Source organism: Candidatus Brocadia sapporoensis, assembly GCF_001753675.2.
Classification (GTDB): Bacteria; Planctomycetota; Brocadiia; order Brocadiales; family Brocadiaceae; genus Brocadia; species Brocadia sapporoensis.
Genome location: NZ_MJUW02000075.1, coordinates 1 through 21103, shown reverse-complemented (window position 1 = coordinate 21103; position 21103 = coordinate 1). Strand labels below are relative to the sequence as shown.

21 protein-coding genes and 1 pseudogene are annotated in these 21103 nt (G+C 43.3%); 6 read left to right on the top strand and 16 right to left on the bottom strand.

Going from position 1 to position 21103, the window contains the following annotated elements:
- The first annotated feature begins 5 nt into the window (after positions 1-5).
- From ilvB to BIY37_RS06730, 4 genes are all read left to right on the top strand, one after another.
- Complete coding sequence (ilvB, locus tag BIY37_RS06745) at positions 6-1682, top strand: biosynthetic-type acetolactate synthase large subunit (RefSeq protein WP_070067076.1); 1677 nt, start codon at positions 6-8, stop codon at positions 1680-1682.
- Positions 1683-1927: 245 nt separating this feature from the next.
- Entirely contained in the window at positions 1928-2752 is an 825-nt protein-coding gene (locus BIY37_RS06740; protein WP_070067075.1) for an RnfABCDGE type electron transport complex subunit B, read from the top strand.
- A complete protein-coding gene (locus BIY37_RS06735) occupies positions 2753-3505 on the top strand; it encodes an RsmE family RNA methyltransferase (protein ID WP_070067074.1) in 753 nt (250 codons plus the stop codon). It abuts the gene before it with no gap.
- Between the two features lie 66 nt (positions 3506-3571).
- Positions 3572-4984 carry a nicotinate phosphoribosyltransferase gene (locus tag BIY37_RS06730; protein WP_070067092.1) on the top strand — a complete coding sequence of 471 codons (1413 nt, stop codon included), beginning with the start codon at positions 3572-3574 and terminating at the stop codon, positions 4982-4984.
- On the opposite strand, the gene BIY37_RS06725 is transcribed toward BIY37_RS06730, so the two are convergent.
- From BIY37_RS06725 to hpnJ, 5 genes are all read right to left on the bottom strand, one after another.
- Complete coding sequence (locus tag BIY37_RS06725; RefSeq protein WP_070067073.1) at positions 4943-5551, bottom strand: polysaccharide deacetylase family protein; 609 nt, start codon at positions 5549-5551, stop codon at positions 4943-4945. The genes BIY37_RS06730 and BIY37_RS06725 overlap by 42 nt on opposite strands.
- The gene (locus BIY37_RS06720) at positions 5548-6477 is read right to left on the bottom strand and encodes a glycosyltransferase family 2 protein (RefSeq protein ID WP_070067072.1); all 930 of its coding nucleotides are present in this window, start codon (positions 6475-6477) and stop codon (positions 5548-5550) included. Before BIY37_RS06720 ends, BIY37_RS06725 begins: the two co-directional genes overlap by 4 nt.
- Before the next feature lie 65 nt (positions 6478-6542).
- Positions 6543-6911, bottom strand: coding sequence for an EamA family transporter (locus tag BIY37_RS06715; RefSeq protein ID WP_070067071.1), 369 nt, complete (start codon positions 6909-6911; stop codon positions 6543-6545).
- On the bottom strand, positions 6896-7330 hold the full coding sequence (locus BIY37_RS06710) for an EamA family transporter (protein WP_070067070.1): 435 nt from the start codon (positions 7328-7330) through the stop codon (positions 6896-6898). The genes BIY37_RS06715 and BIY37_RS06710 overlap by 16 nt, the downstream gene beginning before the upstream one ends.
- 51 nt (positions 7331-7381) lie before the next feature.
- Positions 7382-8848, bottom strand: a complete 1467-nt coding sequence (hpnJ, locus tag BIY37_RS06705) for a hopanoid biosynthesis associated radical SAM protein HpnJ (RefSeq protein WP_201789404.1) — start codon at positions 8846-8848, stop codon at positions 7382-7384.
- A gap of 271 nt (positions 8849-9119) precedes the next feature.
- Here hpnJ and BIY37_RS06700 point away from each other — a divergent pair, with 271 nt between their 5' ends.
- Positions 9120-10760 (top strand): NAD+ synthase, encoded by a 1641-nt coding sequence (locus BIY37_RS06700; protein ID WP_070067069.1) that lies wholly within the window; start codon positions 9120-9122, stop codon positions 10758-10760.
- Between the two features lie 31 nt (positions 10761-10791).
- Positions 10792-11610 (top strand): glutamate racemase, encoded by an 819-nt coding sequence (gene murI, locus BIY37_RS06695; protein WP_070067068.1) that lies wholly within the window; start codon positions 10792-10794, stop codon positions 11608-11610.
- Between the two features lie 164 nt (positions 11611-11774).
- On the opposite strand, the gene BIY37_RS06690 is transcribed toward murI, so the two are convergent.
- The 11 genes and pseudogenes from BIY37_RS06690 to BIY37_RS13895 all read right to left on the bottom strand — a co-directional run bounded on the left by BIY37_RS06690 (position 11775) and on the right by BIY37_RS13895 (position 20732).
- On the bottom strand, positions 11775-12350 hold the full coding sequence (locus BIY37_RS06690) for a flavin reductase family protein (protein ID WP_070067067.1): 576 nt from the start codon (positions 12348-12350) through the stop codon (positions 11775-11777).
- Positions 12351-12496: 146 nt separating this feature from the next.
- Positions 12497-13060, bottom strand: coding sequence for a M23 family metallopeptidase (locus BIY37_RS06685; RefSeq protein WP_143299198.1), 564 nt, complete (start codon positions 13058-13060; stop codon positions 12497-12499).
- Positions 13061-13232: 172 nt separating this feature from the next.
- Positions 13233-13637, bottom strand: a complete 405-nt coding sequence (locus tag BIY37_RS06680) for a DUF4405 domain-containing protein (protein WP_070067065.1) — start codon at positions 13635-13637, stop codon at positions 13233-13235.
- Positions 13638-13725: 88 nt separating this feature from the next.
- The gene (locus tag BIY37_RS06675) at positions 13726-14181 is read right to left on the bottom strand and encodes a MamS/MamX family magnetosome protein (RefSeq protein WP_070067064.1); all 456 of its coding nucleotides are present in this window, start codon (positions 14179-14181) and stop codon (positions 13726-13728) included.
- 101 nt (positions 14182-14282) lie between these two features.
- A complete protein-coding gene (locus BIY37_RS06670) occupies positions 14283-14861 on the bottom strand; it encodes a superoxide dismutase (protein WP_070067090.1) in 579 nt (192 codons plus the stop codon).
- A 164-nt stretch (positions 14862-15025) separates the two neighbouring features.
- The gene (locus BIY37_RS06665; RefSeq protein WP_070067063.1) at positions 15026-16441 is read right to left on the bottom strand and encodes a cytochrome B6; all 1416 of its coding nucleotides are present in this window, start codon (positions 16439-16441) and stop codon (positions 15026-15028) included.
- Between the two features lie 73 nt (positions 16442-16514).
- Positions 16515-17009: a ferritin-like domain-containing protein gene (locus tag BIY37_RS06660; protein ID WP_070067062.1), complete on the bottom strand. Its 495-nt coding sequence runs from the start codon at positions 17007-17009 to the stop codon at positions 16515-16517.
- A gap of 125 nt (positions 17010-17134) precedes the next feature.
- Entirely contained in the window at positions 17135-17851 is a 717-nt protein-coding gene (locus BIY37_RS06655; RefSeq protein ID WP_070067061.1) for a c-type cytochrome, read from the bottom strand.
- A 39-nt stretch (positions 17852-17890) separates the two neighbouring features.
- Entirely contained in the window at positions 17891-18976 is a 1086-nt protein-coding gene (locus BIY37_RS06650) for a metallophosphoesterase family protein (RefSeq protein WP_070067060.1), read from the bottom strand.
- Between the two features lie 65 nt (positions 18977-19041).
- The gene (locus BIY37_RS06645; protein WP_070067059.1) at positions 19042-20196 is read right to left on the bottom strand and encodes a cytochrome-c peroxidase; all 1155 of its coding nucleotides are present in this window, start codon (positions 20194-20196) and stop codon (positions 19042-19044) included.
- Positions 20197-20303: 107 nt separating this feature from the next.
- Positions 20304-20732 (bottom strand): annotated as a pseudogene (locus BIY37_RS13895) (type I restriction enzyme endonuclease domain-containing protein).
- Between the last annotated feature and the right edge of the window lie 371 nt (positions 20733-21103).

The following is a 21103-nucleotide window of genomic DNA, read 5'->3' as shown; positions in this document are numbered from 1 at the left end:
AATCCATGATTAAAACTGGTTCACAAATTTTAGTAGATGCGTTAATAAGGGAAGGGGTCGAGTTTGTTTTTGGAATTCCCGGCGGTGCTGTTTTACCCTTATTTGATGCATTATTCGATTCTCCAATAAAGTTCATCTTAACCAGACACGAACAGGGTGCGGGTCATGCAGCAGACGGATATGCAAGAGCTACGGGCAGGGTTGGTGTTTGTCTTGTTACGTCAGGTCCTGGCGCAACGAATCTGGTTACCGCAATTGCAACGGCCTATATGGATTCTATCCCTATGGTGGCAATAACCGGTCAAGTTAAAACATTTCTTATCGGAAACGATGCTTTTCAGGAAGCGGATACGATCGGTATCACGCGTTCCATAACAAAACACAGCTATCTTGTAAAGGATATTAAAGACCTTGCGAGAACGGTAAAAGAGGCGTTTTATATAGCAAATACCGGAAGACGAGGGCCTGTATTAATCGATCTGCCTGTTGATGTTACCATGGAAAAGTGTGAAGAAGTAATACCAACCGAAGTGGAACTGCCCGGGTATAAACCCCGATATGAGGGCAATATTCGTCAAATTAATATTGCCGCTGAAGTTGTTAATAGCGCAAAGCAGCCTGTTGTTTATACGGGAGGGGGGATTATTGCCTCAGAATGCTCGAAGGCATTGCTTGAGCTTGCAGAAAAAGGAAATCTTCCCGTAACTACTACCCTGATGGGTCTCGGAGGATTCCCCGAAGACCATCATTTATCTCTGGGGATGTTGGGGATGCATGGCACTGCGTATGCGAATTTTGCTGTAACTGAATCTGATGTACTGCTGGCAATCGGAGCAAGATTTGACGACCGTATTACGGGGAAGATTGATGAATTTGCCCCACATGCAAAAATTATTCATATAGACATTGACCCTGCATCTATCAGCAAGAGTATTAAAGTAGATATTCCCGTTGTGGGTGACGCAAATAACATCTTGCAAGAACTCATAAAACACATCCGTTTTGTTGAGAGAAAAGAATGGTTTCAAAAAATTAATTCCTGGAAAGAAAAGAATCCCTTGTCTTACAATAACGCGGATAGCGTTATTAAACCACAGTATGTGATTGAGCAAATTTGTGAAATAGCAAAGGGGAACGCAATTATCACAACCGAGGTAGGACAAAATCAGATGTGGGCAGCCCAATTTTTTACCTACACTAAACCCCGCACCTTTCTATCTTCCGGCGGATTGGGTACGATGGGTTACGGTTTCCCGGCGGCGATTGGTGCACAATTAGGATGCCCAGATAAAATAGTAGTGGACATAGCCGGTGATGGCAGTATTCAAATGAACATCCAGGAGTTGAGCACCGCAGTTCGTTTGAATATCCCTGTGAAAATAGTCGTACTCAATAACGGTTATCTGGGTATGGTGCGGCAGTGGCAAGAACTTTTTTTTAGTAAACGGTATTCGTGTGTCCATTTGAATGGCAATCCGGATTTTGTCAAGCTGGCAGAGGCATATGGTGCCGCTGGATTTTTAGTAGAAGAAAAGAAAGATGTGCGGCCAACGATAGAAAAGGCGTTTTCTATACAAGGTCCTGTTATTATGGATTTCAGGATTGATCCAAACGAAAATGTCTTCCCAATGGTTCCGGCCGGACAGGCGATTCATAGAATGATGATCGGAACTATGGCATAACGGAACTAATTTCATGATTTTTTATGTTAAAAAGATACGGGATAATTGACAACCGCCTTTATGCCTGAAGAAGGATAACGATGGAAACAACATCTCCCCCGCCTGCTCTTCAGGATACGGTGGAAAAAAGAAGGAATCATAAAGTTTAAAGTATTAGAAGGATTGGAAACAAATTCTAAAAATGTATTTGATTAGGTTGCCTTTTCGATTGATATTTTTTAATAAATAATTTTTTGGAAAATCACATGGAATTAGTTCTTGGCGCAACCATTACACTCGTCATTTTAGGCATGATCTTTGGAGTTGGTCTGGCCATTGCCTCAGATAAATTTGCCGTTAAAGTCGACCCGCGGATTGATAGTATTAACGAAATACTTCCTGGCGCAAATTGTGGCGCATGCGGTCAACCGGGTTGTAGTGGTTTTGCCCAGGCCGTAGTAGAGGGCAAGGCGCTGGTAACTGGTTGTACGGTGGGTCAAAATGAAGTAGCCGAGCTTACGGCAAGCATCATGGGTGTCAAGTTTGAAGGCAGGGAGCGGGCCGTTGCCGTTGTTATGTGCCATGCACGAGGGATAAAAAATAAATTTGTCTATCATGGTGTGAAAGACTGCCGTGCAGCACATATTGTTGGCGGTGGTTTTTTTGGCTGTGATTATGGATGTCTGGGCTTAGGCACCTGCGTGGAGGCATGTAAATTTGAGGCGATGTACATGGGAAAAGATAACCTCCCACGGGTAATTGAAGAACGGTGTACGGCATGTGGGAAGTGCGCAGCAGTGTGCCCAAGAAAGCTTATCAGTATCGTGCCAACATCAAAAATGGTACATGTGCGTTGCAAATCTCTTGATAAGGGTGCCGTCGCCAAAAAGATTTGTCAGGATTCTTGCATCGCTTGTAAACAGTGTGAGAAGATATGCCCATACGATGCCATCCACGTACAAAACAACCTTGCAGTAATTGATTATCCTAAATGTACTTCCTGCGGAAAATGTGTTGAGGTTTGTCCCAATCACACCATAATCAATTTTGCCAGAGAACGAAGTCTTGCAAAACATACCCTAACCGTCTAAATGCATCAAGATCGTTTTTACCTATCGGATACTCCGGAAACGCAGGAAATTTGGCTTGATGGTGGCGAAGCACATCACATTCTGCATGTAAAACGAGCAAAACCGGGGACGAAAATAACCCTTTTTGATGGAAAGGGGTTTGAATACCAGGCTCGTGTCACTGAAATTCTACGCGATAAAGTAAAGCTATTTATTGAACAATCCAGGGCAGTTGACAGAGAATCTCCGGTTGATATTACCATCGCATTTTCCATCCCGAAAGGTAAGCATGCCCCTTTTTTAATTCAAAAATGCGCAGAGTTAGGCGTCCAGACGTTAATTCCCATCTTTTGCAAGCGAAGTGTCGTAGATATTCGTGACACTGCGGGTGAAAAGATTGAAAGATGGAAGAAGATTGTGATTGAGACATCGAAACAATGCAAGCGAAATTATATTACCAGGATCGAAAATATTATATCATTTGCTGATCTTGTAAAGAATGCTCATCATTTCGATCTTCCTCTCATTGCTTGCATTGAACCTTATGCAAAGACATTGAAGAGTCTCGTGCATGACTATCCGTCAGCAAAAAAGATTGTTTGTATGATAGGGCCGGAAGGTGGTTTTACCGAGAACGAAATTGGAGCGGCAAAGGAAGCGAATTGTATGCCTGTTGTTATCGGGAACTCAACTCTGAGGGTTGAGACGGCTGCCATTGCAATCTCGTCGATGCTCCTTTATGCCTATTCCGAAACAACAACAACATTTTCTTGATCCAAAACGAATTCAGCAGTAATATTACGCTTTATTTGTAAAAAAATGTTAGCTAAATATCTGCATATGGCTGTACCAAAGTCTCTTTTCTTACCTGAAAATTCACTCGGTCTTGTTACCGATCTTTATCAACTCACGATGGCTGCAGGATATTTTGAGCAGAGAATGGATGATACTGCCACCTTCGAATTATCCATTCGTCATTTGCCGAAAAATCGTTCTTATCTAGTCACAGCAGGGCTGGAGCAAGTACTGCACTATCTTACTCATATAGCATTTTCGCCGGAGGCTATTCAATTTTTACAACAATTACCCATCTTTAACCAGGTAAGTCAAAAATTCTTTGAATATCTGAAAAATTTTACTTTCAGCGGTAACCTCTATGCTATGCCCGAAGGAACGCTTGCCTTTGCAAATGAACCCATACTTCGGGTAACGGCCCCGCTTATTGAGGCGCAGATCGCGGAGGCCTATCTTCTTTCGTTAATCAACTTTCAGACATCTATAGCAACAAAGGCGTCGAGAGTCGTGTCTGCAGCCCAAGGACATGAGGTTGTTGATTTTGGCACACGTCGTGCCCATGGTCCACAGGCAGGTATACTTGCGGCAAGGTCGTGTTATATCGGTGGATGCAAGGGTACTTCCAACGTATTTGCAGCTTATGAGTTGGACATACCGGCAGTAGGGACTATCGCCCATTCGTGGGTCATGGCATTTGAGAACGAGCAAGATTCCTTTCGGAAATTCCATGAAATATTTCCGGACAATACTACTCTTCTTATTGATACGTATGATACCTTAATTGGGGCAAGGCATGCAGCTACGATTGGTAAGAAGCTGAAAGGTGTCCGTATTGATAGCGGAGACTTACTGGAGCTCAGCAAGGAAGTGCGAAGGATTTTGGACAACGAAGGGTTGCAACATGTCAAAATCGTTGCTAGTGGCGATTTGAATGAAGACCATATTGATAATTTATTAAAAGATGGTGCGCCCATTGATTCTTTCGGTGTTGGTACTGAAATGGTAACATCAAAGGATGCTCCCGCATTGGGTGGTATCTATAAGTTAGTTGAACAGGAACATAATGGGAAAGTTATCCCAAAAATGAAATTCAGTGAAGATAAACTTACGTATCCCTGTAAGAAGCAGGTATATCGAACTCTGGATAAAACCGGCAATTTTGTAAATGATGTGATCGGGCTTGAAGATGAAAATTTGCAGGGAAAACCCCTTTTAATGCCAGTTATAAAAAATGGTAAGACATGTTACAATATTCCAACGATTCACGAAATCCAAATCACCGCAACACATAATTTGGCACATCTGCCAGAACGCTTCAAGCGTTTAAGGGAAGCCGAAATCTACCCCGTAACAAAAAGCCAGGGACTAGAGGCAAAGAGACATGAAACGGAGAATATCATTAAAGATGTGAATGTCTCAAAGAGAAATGTTTTTACAAATAAAGCCTCTGCTTATTAAGTTTTCCAGTAAGGGGGGCAGGGCAAGAACTGTCTGTGAACGATTTCGATGAAATTTTGCTTCCTTTCCATCGTGAAGAAGAACAACAGAACCTGATTTGATTTTTTTCAATATGCCATCTTCGATAGTCCGAGCTGAAACTCCAGCCCAGTCGTAGGAGTTTATATCCCACGAAACAATTTTATATTTATTTTTTTTTAGATAACTTTTTATCCAGGGAGTAGTCATTCCCCATGGAGAACGGAAAAGATTTGTTCTTACCCCGGTTATCTTTTGGATAATGTTGTCGGTTTTCTCAATTTCCCGTTTTAAAAATCCCATAAACGTTAACACCATTGAATGTGAATACGAATGATTGCCAATGGAATGACCTTCGTTCAAGATTCGTTGCACAACATCGGGAGAATATTCAACGCACCTTCCACAAACAAAAAAGGAAGCTTTAGCCCCAAAATTCTTTAAAATATCCAGAATTTGAGAGGTATATGGTTCATTAGGACCGTCATCGAAAGTTAAAAATATTTCCGGGTCAATTCTTTTCCTTTGAAGATTCGATTCTTCTTTCATGAACTTTTCATTCTTGTTTGTTTCGCCTTTATTTTATTAATTATAAAGTTCGGTCTTTTTAAACCGGCCCTTAAAGGACAATAATGAGAGAAATAAAAAAACGAAAACGTCATAATTATTAACACAAAAATGAATCGGGCTAAAAGTCTGGGAAGCAAGGGTCTTTCAGATCGAATAGCGGGAAGTTTAAGAAACTTATGCTTGTTAAAGAGAATTCTCGTAATTCCGTTTGGTAAATACGTCATGAAGCCAACAATTAAACCGCTTCTGTATCTTCGTCCTGAAGTTTTGACGAGAAAAGAAGGATCCAATAACACCTTGCCAGTTTTCCTGAGGCGTCGCGAAATTTCCGCATCTTCACCGATCGAGAGTTCCGTTTTAAACCCTCCTACTTTTAAAAATGCGTCTTTTCTAACTGCAAAATTTACTCCGGGTAAACCCCACCCACCCGAAAAAAATTTGTCAAGAGCCCAGGCAGGATGGGCAAAATAAGAAAAGGTAAGCCTCGCACTCAGAGGACCAGAATAAAGGGTATAAAGCCCTCCGAAGGCAACAAGATTTTCGTCTTTTTCAAATTTGTCAACAATCCTGGAAAGCCAATTTGAGGGTAGTATCGTATCCGCATCAGTTGTGGCAATAATACTTCCTTTCGCTTCCATGAATCCTCTTTGACGGGCAAAACCAACCCCCTGCCGAGGTTCAAAAATTATTTTAGCTCCAAAATTTTCAGCAATTTCTGCGGTTTTGTCCGTAGAGTTATTGTTGACAACGATTAATTCAAAATTCTGAAAATCCTGATTTATAACACTTTGAAGGGTACCACTTAAATATTGCTCCTCATTATATGCGGGAATCACTACTGAAACCAAAGGATTACAAGAATTTTTATGTGGAGAACCCAAAAGAGTAATTCGATCAACCTTCATCTTCGTCTCGTTTGAAAAAAGATTTTCCTCTGCTAGCAGGAGCCATCAGGCCTGCACACGATCATCTATCCTGCCCAAACAAGGCATACTCCAATGCAAACAAGCAGCACACCAGCCCAACGCATACCATTTATTTTTTCGCCGAGCAGGAACTTTGCGCCAAGCGCACCAACCGCATAGCTAAGGGCGGTAGAAGGAACAACAAAGCTTACATTCTCCCATGAAAGCAATGCAAGCATAGAAAAAAAACCTAGTGCGATCAGGACAACGCCAATCCACAACCATACCATTCGTATAGCACGACGCAAAACGCCAGCCAAGACACGCAGTGAAAAGCTGTGCACCTCGCCGATTTGTTTCATCGCGTGTGCGATTGCAATCTCTCCGGCTGCACCGGCAAGTACCACAACCGCAAAACTCAATATTGTACGCATGATGCATCCTCCCGTGTCGTACGATGAGGTGTACGGCTTATCAATACTACACCCAGAAAAATAAGCCCTACGCCTGCCCATCGGATAGGGCTCAACGCCTCACCCAGCACCGTATAACCCAAAAGCGGAACAACTGCGAAACTCATCGCAGAAGCTGGGGAAACGTAACTATAGTCTGCCCATGAAAGTGTCAAAACATAAGAAACAAAGAAAATTACCAGACTGCCTATTCCCAGCCACATAGTGCTGCTCGTAAACACCCGGCCAAAGGTTTCCAAAAGAGAAATGATCGACCAGTTAGAAATTTCTCCAATCTGCTTCATCCCCTTGCTGAGCAAGATATCTCCCAGCGAACCAAAGAGGACCATCAGCAGAAGCAGGAGATACGTCTTTATATGAAAGATATTCGATGTATTCATTTGTTTATCGCCTTTTTGTTGCTGCCAGAATCGAATCAGAATTTATAGCAATCACGTGACCTTCGGGTCCTTTTCGAACTCCTTTCGTGCCCATTTTAATCGTTCTGCACGTAAACGAAGGAATGAGACTGCCTCTCCGTAAAGCCGTTTGCGTTCATGACTATCCCATAACGCATTGCGTACAATACGCCAAATGACTCGCGGCCTGAAATAATAAGTATCATAGAACCGGTTAACAGCGGCTATCATATTTTCGCTCGAAAGTCCCGGATATTCCACATGTGGCAACTGATGGCCCTGGACATCAGCAGCAGCCTCGCTGATGAGGAACTTGTTCTTCGCCACGTAATCATAGAATTCCGTCCCCGGGAGAGCATGAGCAACCGAAACCTGGATAGTTTCGCAGTCGAGTTCTTTAGCAAAGTCGATGGTACGCTCAATGGTCTGACTGGTCTCGCCCGGAAGTCCGATAATGAAATCGCCGTGAACCTTGATCCCCACCTTTTTACAGTTTTTGACAAAAGCACGGGATGTCTCTATTGTAATGCCTTTCTTAATGTTTTTCAATATCTGCGGGTCGCCAGACTCAAACCCTACAACGAAGAGCCTGACACCGGCATCGGCCATCGCCTTCAGCGTTTCATAATCGCTGTGAGGCCTGGCATTGCACGACCACCGAAATTTCAGAGGCTTAAACTTTGAGCAAATATCTAACACACGGTCCTTGCGAATGTTGAAGGTATCGTCGTCGAAATAGAATTCTTTGACCTGTGGAAACATTTCCAGCGCCTGTCGGACTTCACGAACCACGTTTTCCGTGGAACGTACACGCCAGGTGCGACCCGAAAACGTCTGAGGCCAGAGACAGAAGCTGCATTGTGACGGACAGCCCCGGCTCGTATAAAAAGAAATGTACGGGTGCATCAGAAATGGTATATTATAATTTTCAACCACAAGGTCGCGCTTGTACACTTCGGTAACAAACGGCAGCCGATCCAGTTCCTCCGTCTCCAAGGGAGGACGGGGTGGGTTACTAATTACCCGTCCGTCCTGACGGTAGCTGATCCCCGGGATATCACGAAGCGGTTTCCCCCGCGCAAACTCTACCACAGCATTGTCGAACTCACCATAAACAACAAAATCAACATCGCTGCTGGCCATGAGACTTTCAACGGGCTGCACCTGTACGTGAGGACCAACAAAGGCTATTTTTAAATCGGGGTTGACCTCTTTCATCCGGCGTACAAGGCATAGATCACTTGAAAAGCCGATGGTCGAAGTGAATAGCACTATAAAATCATAGTCTCGCGCAATCTCAATGGTTTCTGCGGGAGTGGTCTTGTTCGGCGGTGCATCAAGAAGCCGGCTGCCCGGCAGCATTCCTGCCGGATAGGCAAGCCATACCGGGTACCAGAAAGATAGTATCTCACGCGTGGCTGGCCAGCGCGAGCCGGCGCCCCCGTCAAAGTTTTCAAAGCTTGGCGGATTCAGCAGCAATGTTTTCATTCCTGGTGGCATAAAAATATCCAAAAAAAGAAAAAAACAAATCTAATGATGTCACTTTTGTTAATGTAGCTTCCTTAAATGGTTATGTCAAGCATGTTTTTAATTTGTTTCATCTTTAACCTTTTGTATGAAAATAAGCCCAAATGCACAATATACACAAGCTGTTGGGGAACGGGTGCTTTAGTAAATTTTTGTGTCATATTTTTGCTAATTTTGTGTAAAATTCAACCCAAAAGAATAAAATTTGTTTGCCAAAGACAAAATTACATATTAAATTAAAACCATGAAAATTGCACTGGCGCAGATTAATCAAACCGTAGGCGACTTCCAAAAAAATACTGAAAAAATCTGCTCGTACCTTGAATGCGCCAGGAATCAAAATGCCGATCTTGTTATTTTCCCGGAACTAGCCGTTACGGGTTATCCTCCAAAGGATTTTCTTGATATTCCGGCATTTATCGATGGAAATCTGAATGCCCTCAGCACAATAACAAATCAGGTATCCGGTATTTCTGCCATTTTAGGCTTCGTTGATAGAAATAAACGTCGCCATGGGAAGCTTGTTCACAATGCGGCAGCATTTATTCAGGATCGCAAGATTGTCTCTATTCATCACAAATCACTCCTGCCAACGTATGATGTCTTTGATGAGTGCCGTTACTTTGAACCAGCGCATACGATTTCTCCGGTAAAATTTATGGACTCCGTATTGGGCATATCTATCTGCGAAGATATATGGAACGATGAGGAGTTTTGGTCACGGCCATTATATGAAATAGACCCCGTCGAAAACCTGATTTCTCAAGGGGCCAATGTCATAATAAACATCTCTTCTTCACCATTTACCGTAGAAAAACATGATAAGATTCGGTTACGCATGCTCATCCACGATGCCAGGAAATATCAAATTCCTTTTATTTTTGTAAATCAGGTGGGGGGCAATGATGATCTCGTCTTCGATGGAAATAGTGTCATAATAAATAGTCAGGGTAAACTTGTTGCTCAGGCCGCTGCTTTTGAAGAGGATCTGATGGTAGTTGATATAAAAAACCCGGCAGTACAAACGCAACCCAGGATCCGTTCCGCAATTGAAACTGTCCATATGGCCTTAATTACCGGGCTTCGAGATTATGCAATGAAATGCAGTTTTGAGAAGGTGGTCATTGGTCTCAGTGGAGGTATCGATTCAGCCGTAACGGCCGCACTTGCCGTAGAAGCCTTAGGTAATAGAAATGTTATCGGGGTGCTCATGCCGTCCCAATTTTCTTCGCAGGGCAGCGTCGATGATGCTGTAAAACTTTCTCAAAATCTGGATATTTCTTACAAGGTTATTCCCATTAAGGATGTGTTTGAAATATATCAAAAAATTTTACAGACGGAATTCAAGGGAATGCCCTGTGATATCGCTGAAGAGAATTTGCAGGCACGCATCCGTGCCAATATCCTCATGGCGCTTTCCAACACGCATGGGTATCTTGTTTTGACGACGGGAAACAAGTCAGAGCTGGCCGTAGGCTATTGCACATTGTATGGGGACATGAGCGGTGGATTCGCCTTAATTTCCGATGTCCCAAAAACAATGGTGTATGAGCTTGCCGGATTTATAAACCGTGAAAAGGAGATTATCCCGCTGAATTCCATCATCAAACCACCTTCTGCTGAATTGAAACCGAATCAGTTTGATCAGGACAGCTTACCCCCTTATGATGTGCTTGATGGCATCTTGAAGGCGTATATAGAAGAAGCCAGGAGCGTTGAAGAAATTGTTCGTATGGGATTTGATAAAAAGATTGTACATGAAATTATAAGAAAGGTAAGCAGAAATGAGTACAAGAGACGACAAGCAGCACCGGGTATCAAGGTAACTTCCAAGGCGTTTGGATCGGGGAGGCGAATGCCCATTGCCCATAATTTTATGTGGTAAGAAATAGATTCTCATTGGGTATCAGTGTTTCGTGGAAAATTCAAAAACTAAATTGCCGATAGGAGTCTTCGATTCCGGTATTGGTGGCATCTCGGTACTCGCCGAGATAATAAAGATGCTGCCGAGTGAGAGGTTTGTGTATTTTGCCGATACCATTCATTCACCTTACGGGACCAAGTCCGAAGATGTTGTCCGTACTCTATCGATAAAAGTTGCCGAATTTCTTGCCCTTATGGGTATTAAATCCCTGGTTATTGCCTGCAATACAGCCACAAGCGCCGCTATTCATGAAATCCGGAAAATCTGTCCGTTTCCGGTGGTTGGTATGGAACCGGCCTTAAAACCAGCCGTGGAGCTTGGTCTTAACGGTAAAATTCTTGTCATGGCTACCCCGCTTACGTTAAAAAGCAAGAAATTCAACGATCTTGTCCTTCATTACAAACATCGTGCTGAGATCGTCCCGATTCCCTGTGTCGGGCTGGTGGAGATTATTGAACGGGACCATTCCTGCAGGCGAGAAATTGAAGAGTATCTCTCTCATCTGTTTTCATCGATACACAAAGGGGATATTTCAGTTATCGTTCTGGGTTGCACGCATTATGTCTTGATAAAAAGAGAGATCTTACATGCCGCTGGAGGTAATATTGCGATTATCGATGGAAATTGTGGAACGGCCAGGCACTTACAGGCGATGCTTCAGAATGCGTGTCTGCTGAATACTGACGTTGCAGAAAGGTCTCATATTCCTATAAAATCGCAGATAACATTTTACATCTCAGGAGTTGAAAAGGAGAAGAGGATAACACAATGCAGACAATTACTTCAAAAGGAGGGGATTGTTTGCGAATGAAATATTTTTATTGTTTTCCTGATCAAAACAGACCAGAAAAGACAAAATCCGAAACACGAAATTCATGAGTCAACCCGGCCGGGGTTTAAAACCCCGACCGGATCATTTTCAGATTTTTGCTAAAAACGTAAAAATGCTTTTTGTGAAATGCTAATCTGCCTGTTTTACGAGATCTTTGTTGGTTTTCCTATGGAGTGTGCTTTACCGAGAAATTTTCCAATTCCATAATACATACGAATTTCCGGGGCATACAAAAATGGGTTGAGTTTTTCCATATCAACACTACCAGTTTCTCCCAGCACAGATTCCTCGGCCTTGACATCTACAATTTCGCCAATAAACTGAGTATGTAATCCTATCTCAACAGTGTGTGTGAGTTTACACTCCAGAACAAGGGGAAATTCCTTAATATACGGCGCATCAACAAGAGTGCTCCGTTCCGGAGTGAGTCCCGTTGCAGAAAACTTATCCTCCTTTCCACCCGATACAATTCCGAAATAATCAGCCTCTTTGACGTAAGATTCGGACGGAATATTTACCGTAAATGCCTTTCGGTCTACAACATTCCCATAGGTATAGGTGGCCTTCCTGATAGAAACTGCAACAGACGGTGGATTGGAACAACAAAGTCCTCCCCATGCGACATTCATTGCATTTGGTTTCCCAGCTTTGTCATACGTTCCTACAATAAGGACAGGGGCTGGGTATACGATAGTCTTTGCACCCAAAGATTTTTTCATAATCATCCTCCAGTGAATTATATTATTTAGTGCCAATATGATGCGAGTGAAGCATTTACCCGTATAAAAAAGAATACATTTCTGTTCTCGTAATAAAGTAACCTTTTGAAAAAGGCTTAGTTTCTATGTTATCCGCAGGGTTTTTTTCAGAGAACGATACGCTGTGCGTTGTATTTACTACCGATAAAGTACAGTGGGTCGTAAAGAGTCACAACGCGATCATTATTCATTGCTTTCCAGTCAAGTTTTTCGTAAGGGAAAGATGACGGCAGCCATGCCACGGAGATATGCAAATGAGAAGCAATCTGTACGTTTTTCCTTTTGGCATCTGCAATTGCAGCAATTATTTCTCCTTCCCGGAAAACTCTTCCGGCTTTAACGCCACGATATGGATTCGTATGTCCATAGATTGTATGAAGCCTGTTTCCATGATCATCAAAGATGTCATGACTCACAAAGAGAGATTTTCCCAGGAAATCGTCATGAATACCCACGATTTCTCCATCATACAAAACCGGAATCCCCGTTTTCTCACTCAGGCAATGATTTTGTCCTGCCTTGTCACGGTAAAAACAGAGATCTAAACCTTCGTGGGGTCTCTGGCGAATTCCTCCGCTTCCCCACCATTTATTCTGATCATTAAATAACATGCCAGGGCAAAAAACCCATTCCAGAAATCCAGATTTATCAAGCCCATTATGTTTTATCAAAAACTCATTAAATCGTGATTTTCTCAAGGCATATTTTAATTTAAATGAATGGGAAAGGACAGAATCCGAGACACAAAATTCATGAGTCAACTCTGCAATATCTTTGAATATTTACATAGATAATTTTATTTTTCGTTCTAACAACCTCTTCATCTCTAGTATTTGTGAGAATTTACTGAAAGCGCCTTCCTTTGTGCTCCGGTTCCTGCACCTCAGGTTTCACAATAAATGGAAAGATCACAAAAAATAAACCCGCAATGACTATCACAATAGCAATGATACGCCTTGCCTTTTTGCTTACGATTAACCTGCTGTAGAGTGATAGCACCATCTTCCAGTGGAGGAGTATGTGGAGTGCCAGAAAACCCAGGAAGATAAAGGCAATGATCAGATGTATCGTTCCCCACTGATGACGTTCCATGCCAAACAGGAACAACTCCACTTTTCTGCCGTAAACAGCCCAGGTATCCTTGCCGGGCAACAAGACGAACTTCATCAGAAGTCCAATTCCTGTCATTGCCATCACACAGAGAAACATCAGGGCATCGATTACCAGATTGATTTTTGATTTGTCCATCGACATCGTATCCTTGCTTCTGAAGGGGTTAAAAAAAAGATCTATTTTGTAATTGGGTGGGTATCATAATTTTAAAATTACCATGAAGCTAGCGTCTTTTCCAGCCACTCCAAAGGGGAAAACCTTTTTCGTCACGCAGCTTCAGGATTTCATCGTCTTTCTTCACCTCAGCGGCAATGATGGCAGGTTTGCCTTCAAAAGTGATCCTTGATCCCGTAACCTCAACCTTATCCTTCGGCTCGATTTTTGTGTCCTGGTTTTCTATATACCATCCCGGCCCTAAATGGACAGAGATGGTTTCCTTGACTGTTTTTACCATCAGATGCACTCCGTGGCACATGCCCTTCACTGGGGTGATGATATCCACACTGACCACTTCCCCGCTGATGGTCTCAACGGTCTTGGGGTCATACATCCTGTTGTACGGAGCGCCTATACCCCAGCCTCCGCCCCCTCTCCACTGCATTCCCTGCTGGGCAAGTGACTGCGGAATGTGAAGAAGGCTAAACATAAAAATAGCCACTATCAATACTCCAATCTTCATCTTCTCCTCCTTTCACCGGTTAATTCGGACCCCACCCAATTACCATGAAATCCGTGAATTAGCCCTGTCAGGGTTTTAAACCCTGACAGGGTTAGCCAGTCTTATCTCAGTCTTGCTTCTGCTGCTGACCAATCAATGTTCTTAAAGAATGCCTCAATATAGTCTGCCCGCTTAAGACCGTAATCGATCATGAAAGCATGCTCAAATACGTCCATAATTAACAGCGGATTGCATCCCGCAGGATGAGAAACATCGTGCTCGTTTATCCAGAAATTAATGAGCCTTCCACTTGCGCTATCCTGATAGAGGACAGCCCAGCCGATTCCCCTCATAGCTCCCACTGCCCTGAAATCTTTCTCCCACATCTCGTAACTGCCGAATTCTTCTGTCATTTTTTTGGCAAGCATCCCTTCTTTGTTGATGCCACCCTTTTTCCCGAGATTTTCAAAATAATATTCATGGAGACGCATCCCATTGAACTCCCATCCAAGCCGCCTTTTTAATTCGGCAAACTCCGGGGTGGTTGTTTTTCCATCTTTCAGCATCTGACTAAGAATGTCGAGCACCTTGTTGGTATTCGTCACATATCCCTGATAGAGGGTGAAGTGATTTTTTAGGAGCGTCTCACTGAATCCCTCCATACCAATAAGTTTCGAATAATCTTTTGCTGCGTACGGCATAATCTTTTCCTCCTTTTCTGTTGTTGATGCATATAAAGGGTTCGGAATACCAAATAACAGTGCAGCCCCTCCTGCGCCTGTTATTGTTAAAAATTCACGTCTATCAATCATAGTTACATTCTCCTGCATAAACAATTGAAATAATTTTACTCAGAAGTTAACAACTATAAAATCCTCAGGAAAGCCACTAAATCCATCTTTTCTTGTTTTGTTAGCCTGACCTCAAGAATTAAGTTGAAGAATTCAACAGTGTCCTCTAGGGTCAACAACCTTCCATCATGAAGGTAAGGTGGTGAATCCTTGATGCCACGCAATGGGAAGGTCTTAATAGGGCCGTCAGCGCTGGCCATGAGTCCGTTAATCATCTGTGGCTTATAGAAGCGCTCCACTTTCAGGTTGTGCATGAGGTTGTCGGTATAATAAGGCGGAAGATGACAGATGGAACACTTGGCTTTCCCAAAGAACACATCTTGCCCGCGAAGTTCTGACTCCGTGGATTTTTTCGGGTCCAACATGCCATAGATATTCAGTTTAGGAGCAGGTGGAAAATCAAGCAGTTCCTGAATCTCAGCCATGGCGTGCACCTGGCTCCCCCGTTCGAGGATGTTGGCGCCTTTTTTTGTCGCAATGACTGGGTCTCCATCAAAGTAGGCAGCGCGTTGTTCGAACTCCGTAAAGTCCTCAATACTTTTCAGCGCCCGTTGTGAGCCAAACAACCTCTGGATGTTCACTCCACGCAAAGAAGGTGTATCGAGGCGATGCCGAAACTCCTGGGGACGGATATCGCCGACCAGATGGGTGGTGGCATTGGTGTGTCCGTTCACGTGGCAATCAAAGCACGTAACCCCACGACTCGGTTGTTCAGAACGGCGGTCTTCCGTCTGGTTAAATTGTTGCTGTGGAAATGGCGTTACCAGCAGTCTTAATCCCTCAAGCTGTTTAGGATTCAGTATCCCGTTGAACAATTCATAATAGTTGCCTATGGTTACTACATTACCCTGAGAGACGTCACCTAAATCAGGCCGTGTCGTCAAATATATCGGTGGAGGAAACTCTGGCAAAAAGTGGTCGGGCAAGTCATAATCGAGATCAAAACGGGTAAGTTCCCGTTTCTCTTGCTTCTTAATCTCTTCGATGTGAAACTTTGGAAAGAGCATGCCGCCTTCTGCATGATTTGGATGGGGAAGCGGCATAAACCCTTTCGGGAAAAGATCCTTTTCGCGAATATCTTCCGGAGTTATAGCGGCCAGATTTTCCCAGGTCATGTCTTTAGGAAGTTTAATCCGCACACCTTCCTGGACAGGTTTCCCCCGTGACATAGTTACATCTTTGGCTGTGCGCTTGCTCAGGTCGTAACGTTCTTTAAGCATATTCATATGAGACTTCATTACCGCCGACTTAGCTGCCTTTGTCCGTGACATAATCGCTTCAAATGGTTCGGTTATACTCACAGGTGCATAGCTGGTTTTTGCCAGTTTTTTCTCCTGCTGTTTTTCCTGGGCATGGCTTATACTCACAACAAACGCCTGAGTAAACATTACTGCCATTACCCCTCCATATTTTAGCAATCTTTGCTGCATATTTCTCCCCCTCTCTTCATTTGGATGACTTTTGTTTTCTAACACCATGCTATAAAGTCACAAAGAAAAAAATTTAGTGCTTTAATGCCTCCAGTTGTTTTGCAAGTATCTTTAAATGTTTTTTCTCTTCGGCTATCAGTTGTTCAAATGCCTTTTTCCCTCCTTTATGTCTCGTATTTTTTGCAGCCTCGGTATAATAGAGAATAGAGTCCTTTTCCGCCTGAATGCCTATTTTCAGTGCATCGATATCCGTCTTTATTACCATTGCAACCCTTCTGGCTTCACCTTTTTTTGTAAATATGCCCGTATCTACCAAATCCTTGAGATACAGATCCACGGTGTAGTCTTCACATCCTTGCATCGGATTTGCCTGAGAGGTTATTTCGGCATACATTTTTTGGAAAAGCGCCAGATGTTTCTTTTCTGCCAGGGCAAGTTCTGAAAAGATATCCTTAACCTTGGCGTCTTTTGCATTCTTTATGAGAATAGAATAAAATTCCAGTCCCTCTTCTTCGATGATCATGGCAATCTTCAGCGCCTCAGCATCATTAAAATTTTCATATTTCATTCCGTTTTATTCTCCCCTTTTAGCCAAATCGGAACAGAAAAATTTTAGTAAAACGATACAAATTAAAGTTTGTGGCTGCTATAGCATGGATATGAAACATCTAAATATTTATACCGTTACAATAATTAGTGTTTGCCAGGCTCGAGTTTCTTACCGGCACGGGCAGAAATGATGTATGCTTCCACTGCTTTCATTTTCTGATCATCCTCCGCAAGCTTGTCCCCTTCCATGGGGTTTTCAATGCACCAGTTTATCATGTCTCTCAGAAGAACAGCCTTGTTCATTTGTGTCTGGTATTTGGGATATGTTTCAGGATGGGTATTGGAGGCATCCGGATGACACATGTCGCAGGAAATCCCGTTTTTACCAAGGCCTGGGCTATGAAACAACGCATATCCTTCCGTAATCATACGATTCATTTCAGCCGCCCAGATCTTTTTTTCCCTTTCTGTATGAGCTTTTCCTCCATGCACTAAAATAAGCGGTATTTCCTCTGTATCCCCGACGGTGACATACGGCATACCGTTTACAGAGAGCTGGATAAACATCCCGGTTTTCGGTAATTTCGCTATAATTTCATCCTCACAGAACTCCATAAGCGTCATCAGGAGTTCCGCCACCTTTCTTGCCTTCTGTTCGGGCATGGCTTCTCCTTCCTGGCAGCCTTCCACAATCACCTTTTTCCTGCCATCACAGGCAGTAACAACCTGTACCGCCTTTTCCCGTGACTGCCGGAGGTCATTCGATGCATTGTCCACAGAACTATCTTCCGCCTTTGCAGCATACGGCAACGTTGCCAGACACAGACAAAAACATAGAAAGATTTTATATGGTATCCCCATTTTTATCTCCTTAAGGTAACGCTTGTTCTCCTGAAATAATTAATACGAAGGACCAGCCACTTGCTCTTTAACGGTTAAAAGTTTTTCATAGGAAACAACCATGGGGTTTCTGTCCCAGAGATTGTATGTTTTATCAATCTTCCCCCTGGCAGTTACCGCTGCCGTTCCCCATCCCGTCCCGTCAAACTGATTGAATGGATCCGCCCTGTCCATCTGAACCGTAAGCCTGGGAATGCCCTCTGGTGCATACGGCCAGGGCCATGCGGTTGACAACATACCATGAAATACTACATTCTTTATCTTGTTGGTAAGCACCTGATGGGTATGGCCGTGAATAACGGTTACCGACTTGAATGGAGCCAGCAATGCCTGGACTTCCTCCGCATCATCAGTCCAGAAATTCCATGGCCTATAATATTTATACAACGGTGAGTGAGAAAAAACAACGACCGGCGTTCCTCTTCCGACGCCAGCAAGGTCTTCTTTCAGCCATTTTCGTTGTTCTTCTCCAACCGTAAAAGGTCTGCCCCTGGGATTATCCAGTTGGGCCATAAATAGCATACGTTCCATGGGAGTCATTTTTTTTTCTGACCAATAATCCTCGACAAGAATGCTATTCAGCACGACAAAATGAACCCCTTTGTGATCAAAGGAACACGTCGGTTTACCGAAGAATTCCTTCCATGCTTCTCCCATATCATAATACCAATCATGTTCACCGACCATCATGTAGAGTTTAGGCTTTAATGGGGCTATAATCTCTTTCCCAAGCGAAAACTCATCCCGTAACCCTAACTGTGCAAGGTCGCCTCCGTAAAGTATAAAATCAGGCTGCGGTTTCATGGCATTCACATCTTCCACTGCCTTTGTCAATGCCCGGGCAAATCTGTGTTCTTTCCCCCGTGCAAGAAGATGGGAGTCAGATATATAGGCAAACACGAACTCTTCTGCCCCCGATTTCATCGCAACTTGCTGTACCATGCTTTGTGAGGGATTTAACATATACTCTGAACTGGCAACAACCACGCCGGCCTTCATGGTGGTTTTTAAAAATTCCCTGCGACTCACACCACCGAAGTTTATGTGTTTTAAACGTTCATTTTTTCCGTTGCTTTCTGTGCTCATAATTCATTTTCTCCGTAATGGTGTTTATAAAAATCCAACGGCTAAAGAAAAATTTTCTGTACGATTCATTTCACCGTAGCGCCAGATTCCGGAAGATCATCACTGGTGAGCGATTTCATAAACTCAACTAAATCCTTCTTTTCATCTTCCGTCAAATTGAGCGGCCTTATCCCGCCATCCAAATTCGGATTTGAAACGCCACCTTTATTATAAAATTCTATAACGCTTTCCAGGGTAAGCTCACTCCCATCGTGCATATACGGGGCAGTAAGGGCAATATTTCTCAGCCCCGATGTTTTAAAAGCTCCAATATCCTTCGGTTCCTTCGTCACCAGATAACGTCCAAGTTCAGCAGAAGCCTCTTCTTGTGCAAGCAGGGAAGGGTCTGCGCCGGAACTGGCTGCCTTTCGCGCCAGAGATCCAAAATCTTCACCCTTCATTGCAACACCAACATTGTGGAACTTATTATTCGTAAAAAAGGGGTACGATCGATTAAACTCATGGCAGGTTATACACCGCGCCTTTCCCTGAAATAATTTCCATCCTCGTTGTGCGGAATCGCTTATGGCGTCATTTTTGCCGGCGATAAATCTATCAAATGGCGCATTAAAAGAAATAAGCGTCCGCTCAAATGATGCAATAGCCGTGACTATGTGATCTATGGTGATTTTGTCAGTGCCAAAGACCGTTTTAAAGGATGTCCTATACCCGGGAATATTTGAAATCTTTTCCACAAGGGCATCATGAGATGGCATTCCCATTTCTTTCGGATTGACAATAGGTTGCTTTGCCTGATCTTCTAAGGTAAGCGCTCTCCCATCCCAGAATTGAGTATCGAAAAACGCTGCATTAAGCACCGTGGGACTGTTTCTTGGCCCTTTTTGTCCTTTTATACCGACGGCGACAGTTCTGCCGTCTGCAAACCCTTTTTGCGGATCATGGCAGGTGGCGCAACTTATCGTGTCATCAGCCGAAAGACGCTTATCGAAATAGAGATTTCTGCCCAGCGCTATTTTCTCTTTTGTTAAAGGATTATTTTCGGGAATAACAGGCTCCAGAACGCCCGGCGGTAAGCTTAACACATAAGAATCACCCTCCGGCTGTGGAAAAGCAGCAGGTTGCAAAAAACAAAAAATGCAATATACCATGAAACAATGGATCATCATTTCCATAACCCTTTGCATCAAATTACCCCTCTCTTCCCTATGGGTTCGTGTCATCTATTTCCCTCCTTTCTTTATAAATTGACACGGAGATATTATTAAAAATCTCCATCTTACATTATATGAATAATTTGCCGAAATTGCATCTAGAACTTTTCTATCAGCTAGTCCCATGGCCGTTTCAAAAATTCGCATTCCTTTGCCAATTGGCCTTCATTCCGATACTCGGCAAGCAGTTCCGCCTGATCCAAAACCTTGGTAACAGAAACAGTATATTCACCAGTAGCCGGATCATCAGGCGGATACTTATATTTTCGTAAGATTTGTTTTACAAGCATGCGTAATTTTGCCTGAGCACTTTCTTTCATCTGCCAGCCAATGCTTATATTTCACCTTACGCCAGCAATTAATTCATTCACAGTTATTTTAAGCGTGTGGTTGCCCTGCACTTCTTCGGCTTTAGGGTTATCCGTAAGGGCATCATAATGCGCCAATTCATTTGTTCGGAGATGAAGATCCTCTCCACGCCTGTCTGCCTTACGAATCTGCCGCGCCAGTTTAATTAACTCTTCAATTACCTGCGCAGAAACCAAAGGGCCGTCCTGATTACCGCCTAACCGCTTCAGCGAAAAGTTCCGAGAGTTTTTACCCCGGAACTAAATTCGTCTTTTCCCCGTCTTTTATCTCGTCATGCAACAAACGCTTCAGTAGCCCCGGAGCAAGATTTTTTTCTGGGTATTCCCCGAATTTCAGAAAGAAACCCATTTGAAAGAAGGGAAACATCCGGACCCTTCGCCGGCGACAGCCCTCTCTCCTCCGAAAGAAGCTTACCTACCTTCTGGAGCATTGCATCAATATATATTATACTCTATCGTCAATGGATGTTTCCTGGTAACTATTCAGCGTACTTTCGCTCACAAACCCTATGAGTGAACAAAATATTGATTCTGTAATCCCGAAGGGA

What these genes read in the sequence shown, in the direction of transcription:
- ilvB (WP_070067076.1), top strand. Translation starts at nt 6, where the DNA reads ATGATTAAAACTGGTTCACAAATTTTAGTAGATGCGTTAATAAGGGAA.
- BIY37_RS06740 (WP_070067075.1), top strand. Translation starts at nt 1,928, where the DNA reads ATGGAATTAGTTCTTGGCGCAACCATTACACTCGTCATTTTAGGCATG.
- BIY37_RS06735 (WP_070067074.1), top strand. Translation starts at nt 2,753, where the DNA reads ATGCATCAAGATCGTTTTTACCTATCGGATACTCCGGAAACGCAGGAA.
- BIY37_RS06730 (WP_070067092.1), top strand. Translation starts at nt 3,572, where the DNA reads ATGGCTGTACCAAAGTCTCTTTTCTTACCTGAAAATTCACTCGGTCTT.
- BIY37_RS06725 (WP_070067073.1), bottom strand. Translation starts at nt 5,551, where the DNA reads ATGAAAGAAGAATCGAATCTTCAAAGGAAAAGAATTGACCCGGAAATA.
- BIY37_RS06720 (WP_070067072.1), bottom strand. Translation starts at nt 6,477, where the DNA reads ATGAAGGTTGATCGAATTACTCTTTTGGGTTCTCCACATAAAAATTCT.
- BIY37_RS06715 (WP_070067071.1), bottom strand. Translation starts at nt 6,911, where the DNA reads ATGCGTACAATATTGAGTTTTGCGGTTGTGGTACTTGCCGGTGCAGCC.
- BIY37_RS06710 (WP_070067070.1), bottom strand. Translation starts at nt 7,330, where the DNA reads ATGAATACATCGAATATCTTTCATATAAAGACGTATCTCCTGCTTCTG.
- hpnJ (WP_201789404.1), bottom strand. Translation starts at nt 8,848, where the DNA reads ATGCCACCAGGAATGAAAACATTGCTGCTGAATCCGCCAAGCTTTGAA.
- BIY37_RS06700 (WP_070067069.1), top strand. Translation starts at nt 9,120, where the DNA reads ATGAAAATTGCACTGGCGCAGATTAATCAAACCGTAGGCGACTTCCAA.
- BIY37_RS06690 (WP_070067067.1), bottom strand. Translation starts at nt 12,350, where the DNA reads ATGAAAAAATCTTTGGGTGCAAAGACTATCGTATACCCAGCCCCTGTC.
- BIY37_RS06680 (WP_070067065.1), bottom strand. Translation starts at nt 13,637, where the DNA reads ATGGACAAATCAAAAATCAATCTGGTAATCGATGCCCTGATGTTTCTC.
- BIY37_RS06675 (WP_070067064.1), bottom strand. Translation starts at nt 14,181, where the DNA reads ATGAAGATTGGAGTATTGATAGTGGCTATTTTTATGTTTAGCCTTCTT.
- BIY37_RS06670 (WP_070067090.1), bottom strand. Translation starts at nt 14,861, where the DNA reads ATGCCGTACGCAGCAAAAGATTATTCGAAACTTATTGGTATGGAGGGA.
- BIY37_RS06665 (WP_070067063.1), bottom strand. Translation starts at nt 16,441, where the DNA reads ATGCAGCAAAGATTGCTAAAATATGGAGGGGTAATGGCAGTAATGTTT.
- BIY37_RS06660 (WP_070067062.1), bottom strand. Translation starts at nt 17,009, where the DNA reads ATGAAATATGAAAATTTTAATGATGCTGAGGCGCTGAAGATTGCCATG.
- BIY37_RS06655 (WP_070067061.1), bottom strand. Translation starts at nt 17,851, where the DNA reads ATGGGGATACCATATAAAATCTTTCTATGTTTTTGTCTGTGTCTGGCA.
- BIY37_RS06650 (WP_070067060.1), bottom strand. Translation starts at nt 18,976, where the DNA reads ATGAGCACAGAAAGCAACGGAAAAAATGAACGTTTAAAACACATAAAC.
- BIY37_RS06645 (WP_070067059.1), bottom strand. Translation starts at nt 20,196, where the DNA reads ATGACACGAACCCATAGGGAAGAGAGGGGTAATTTGATGCAAAGGGTT.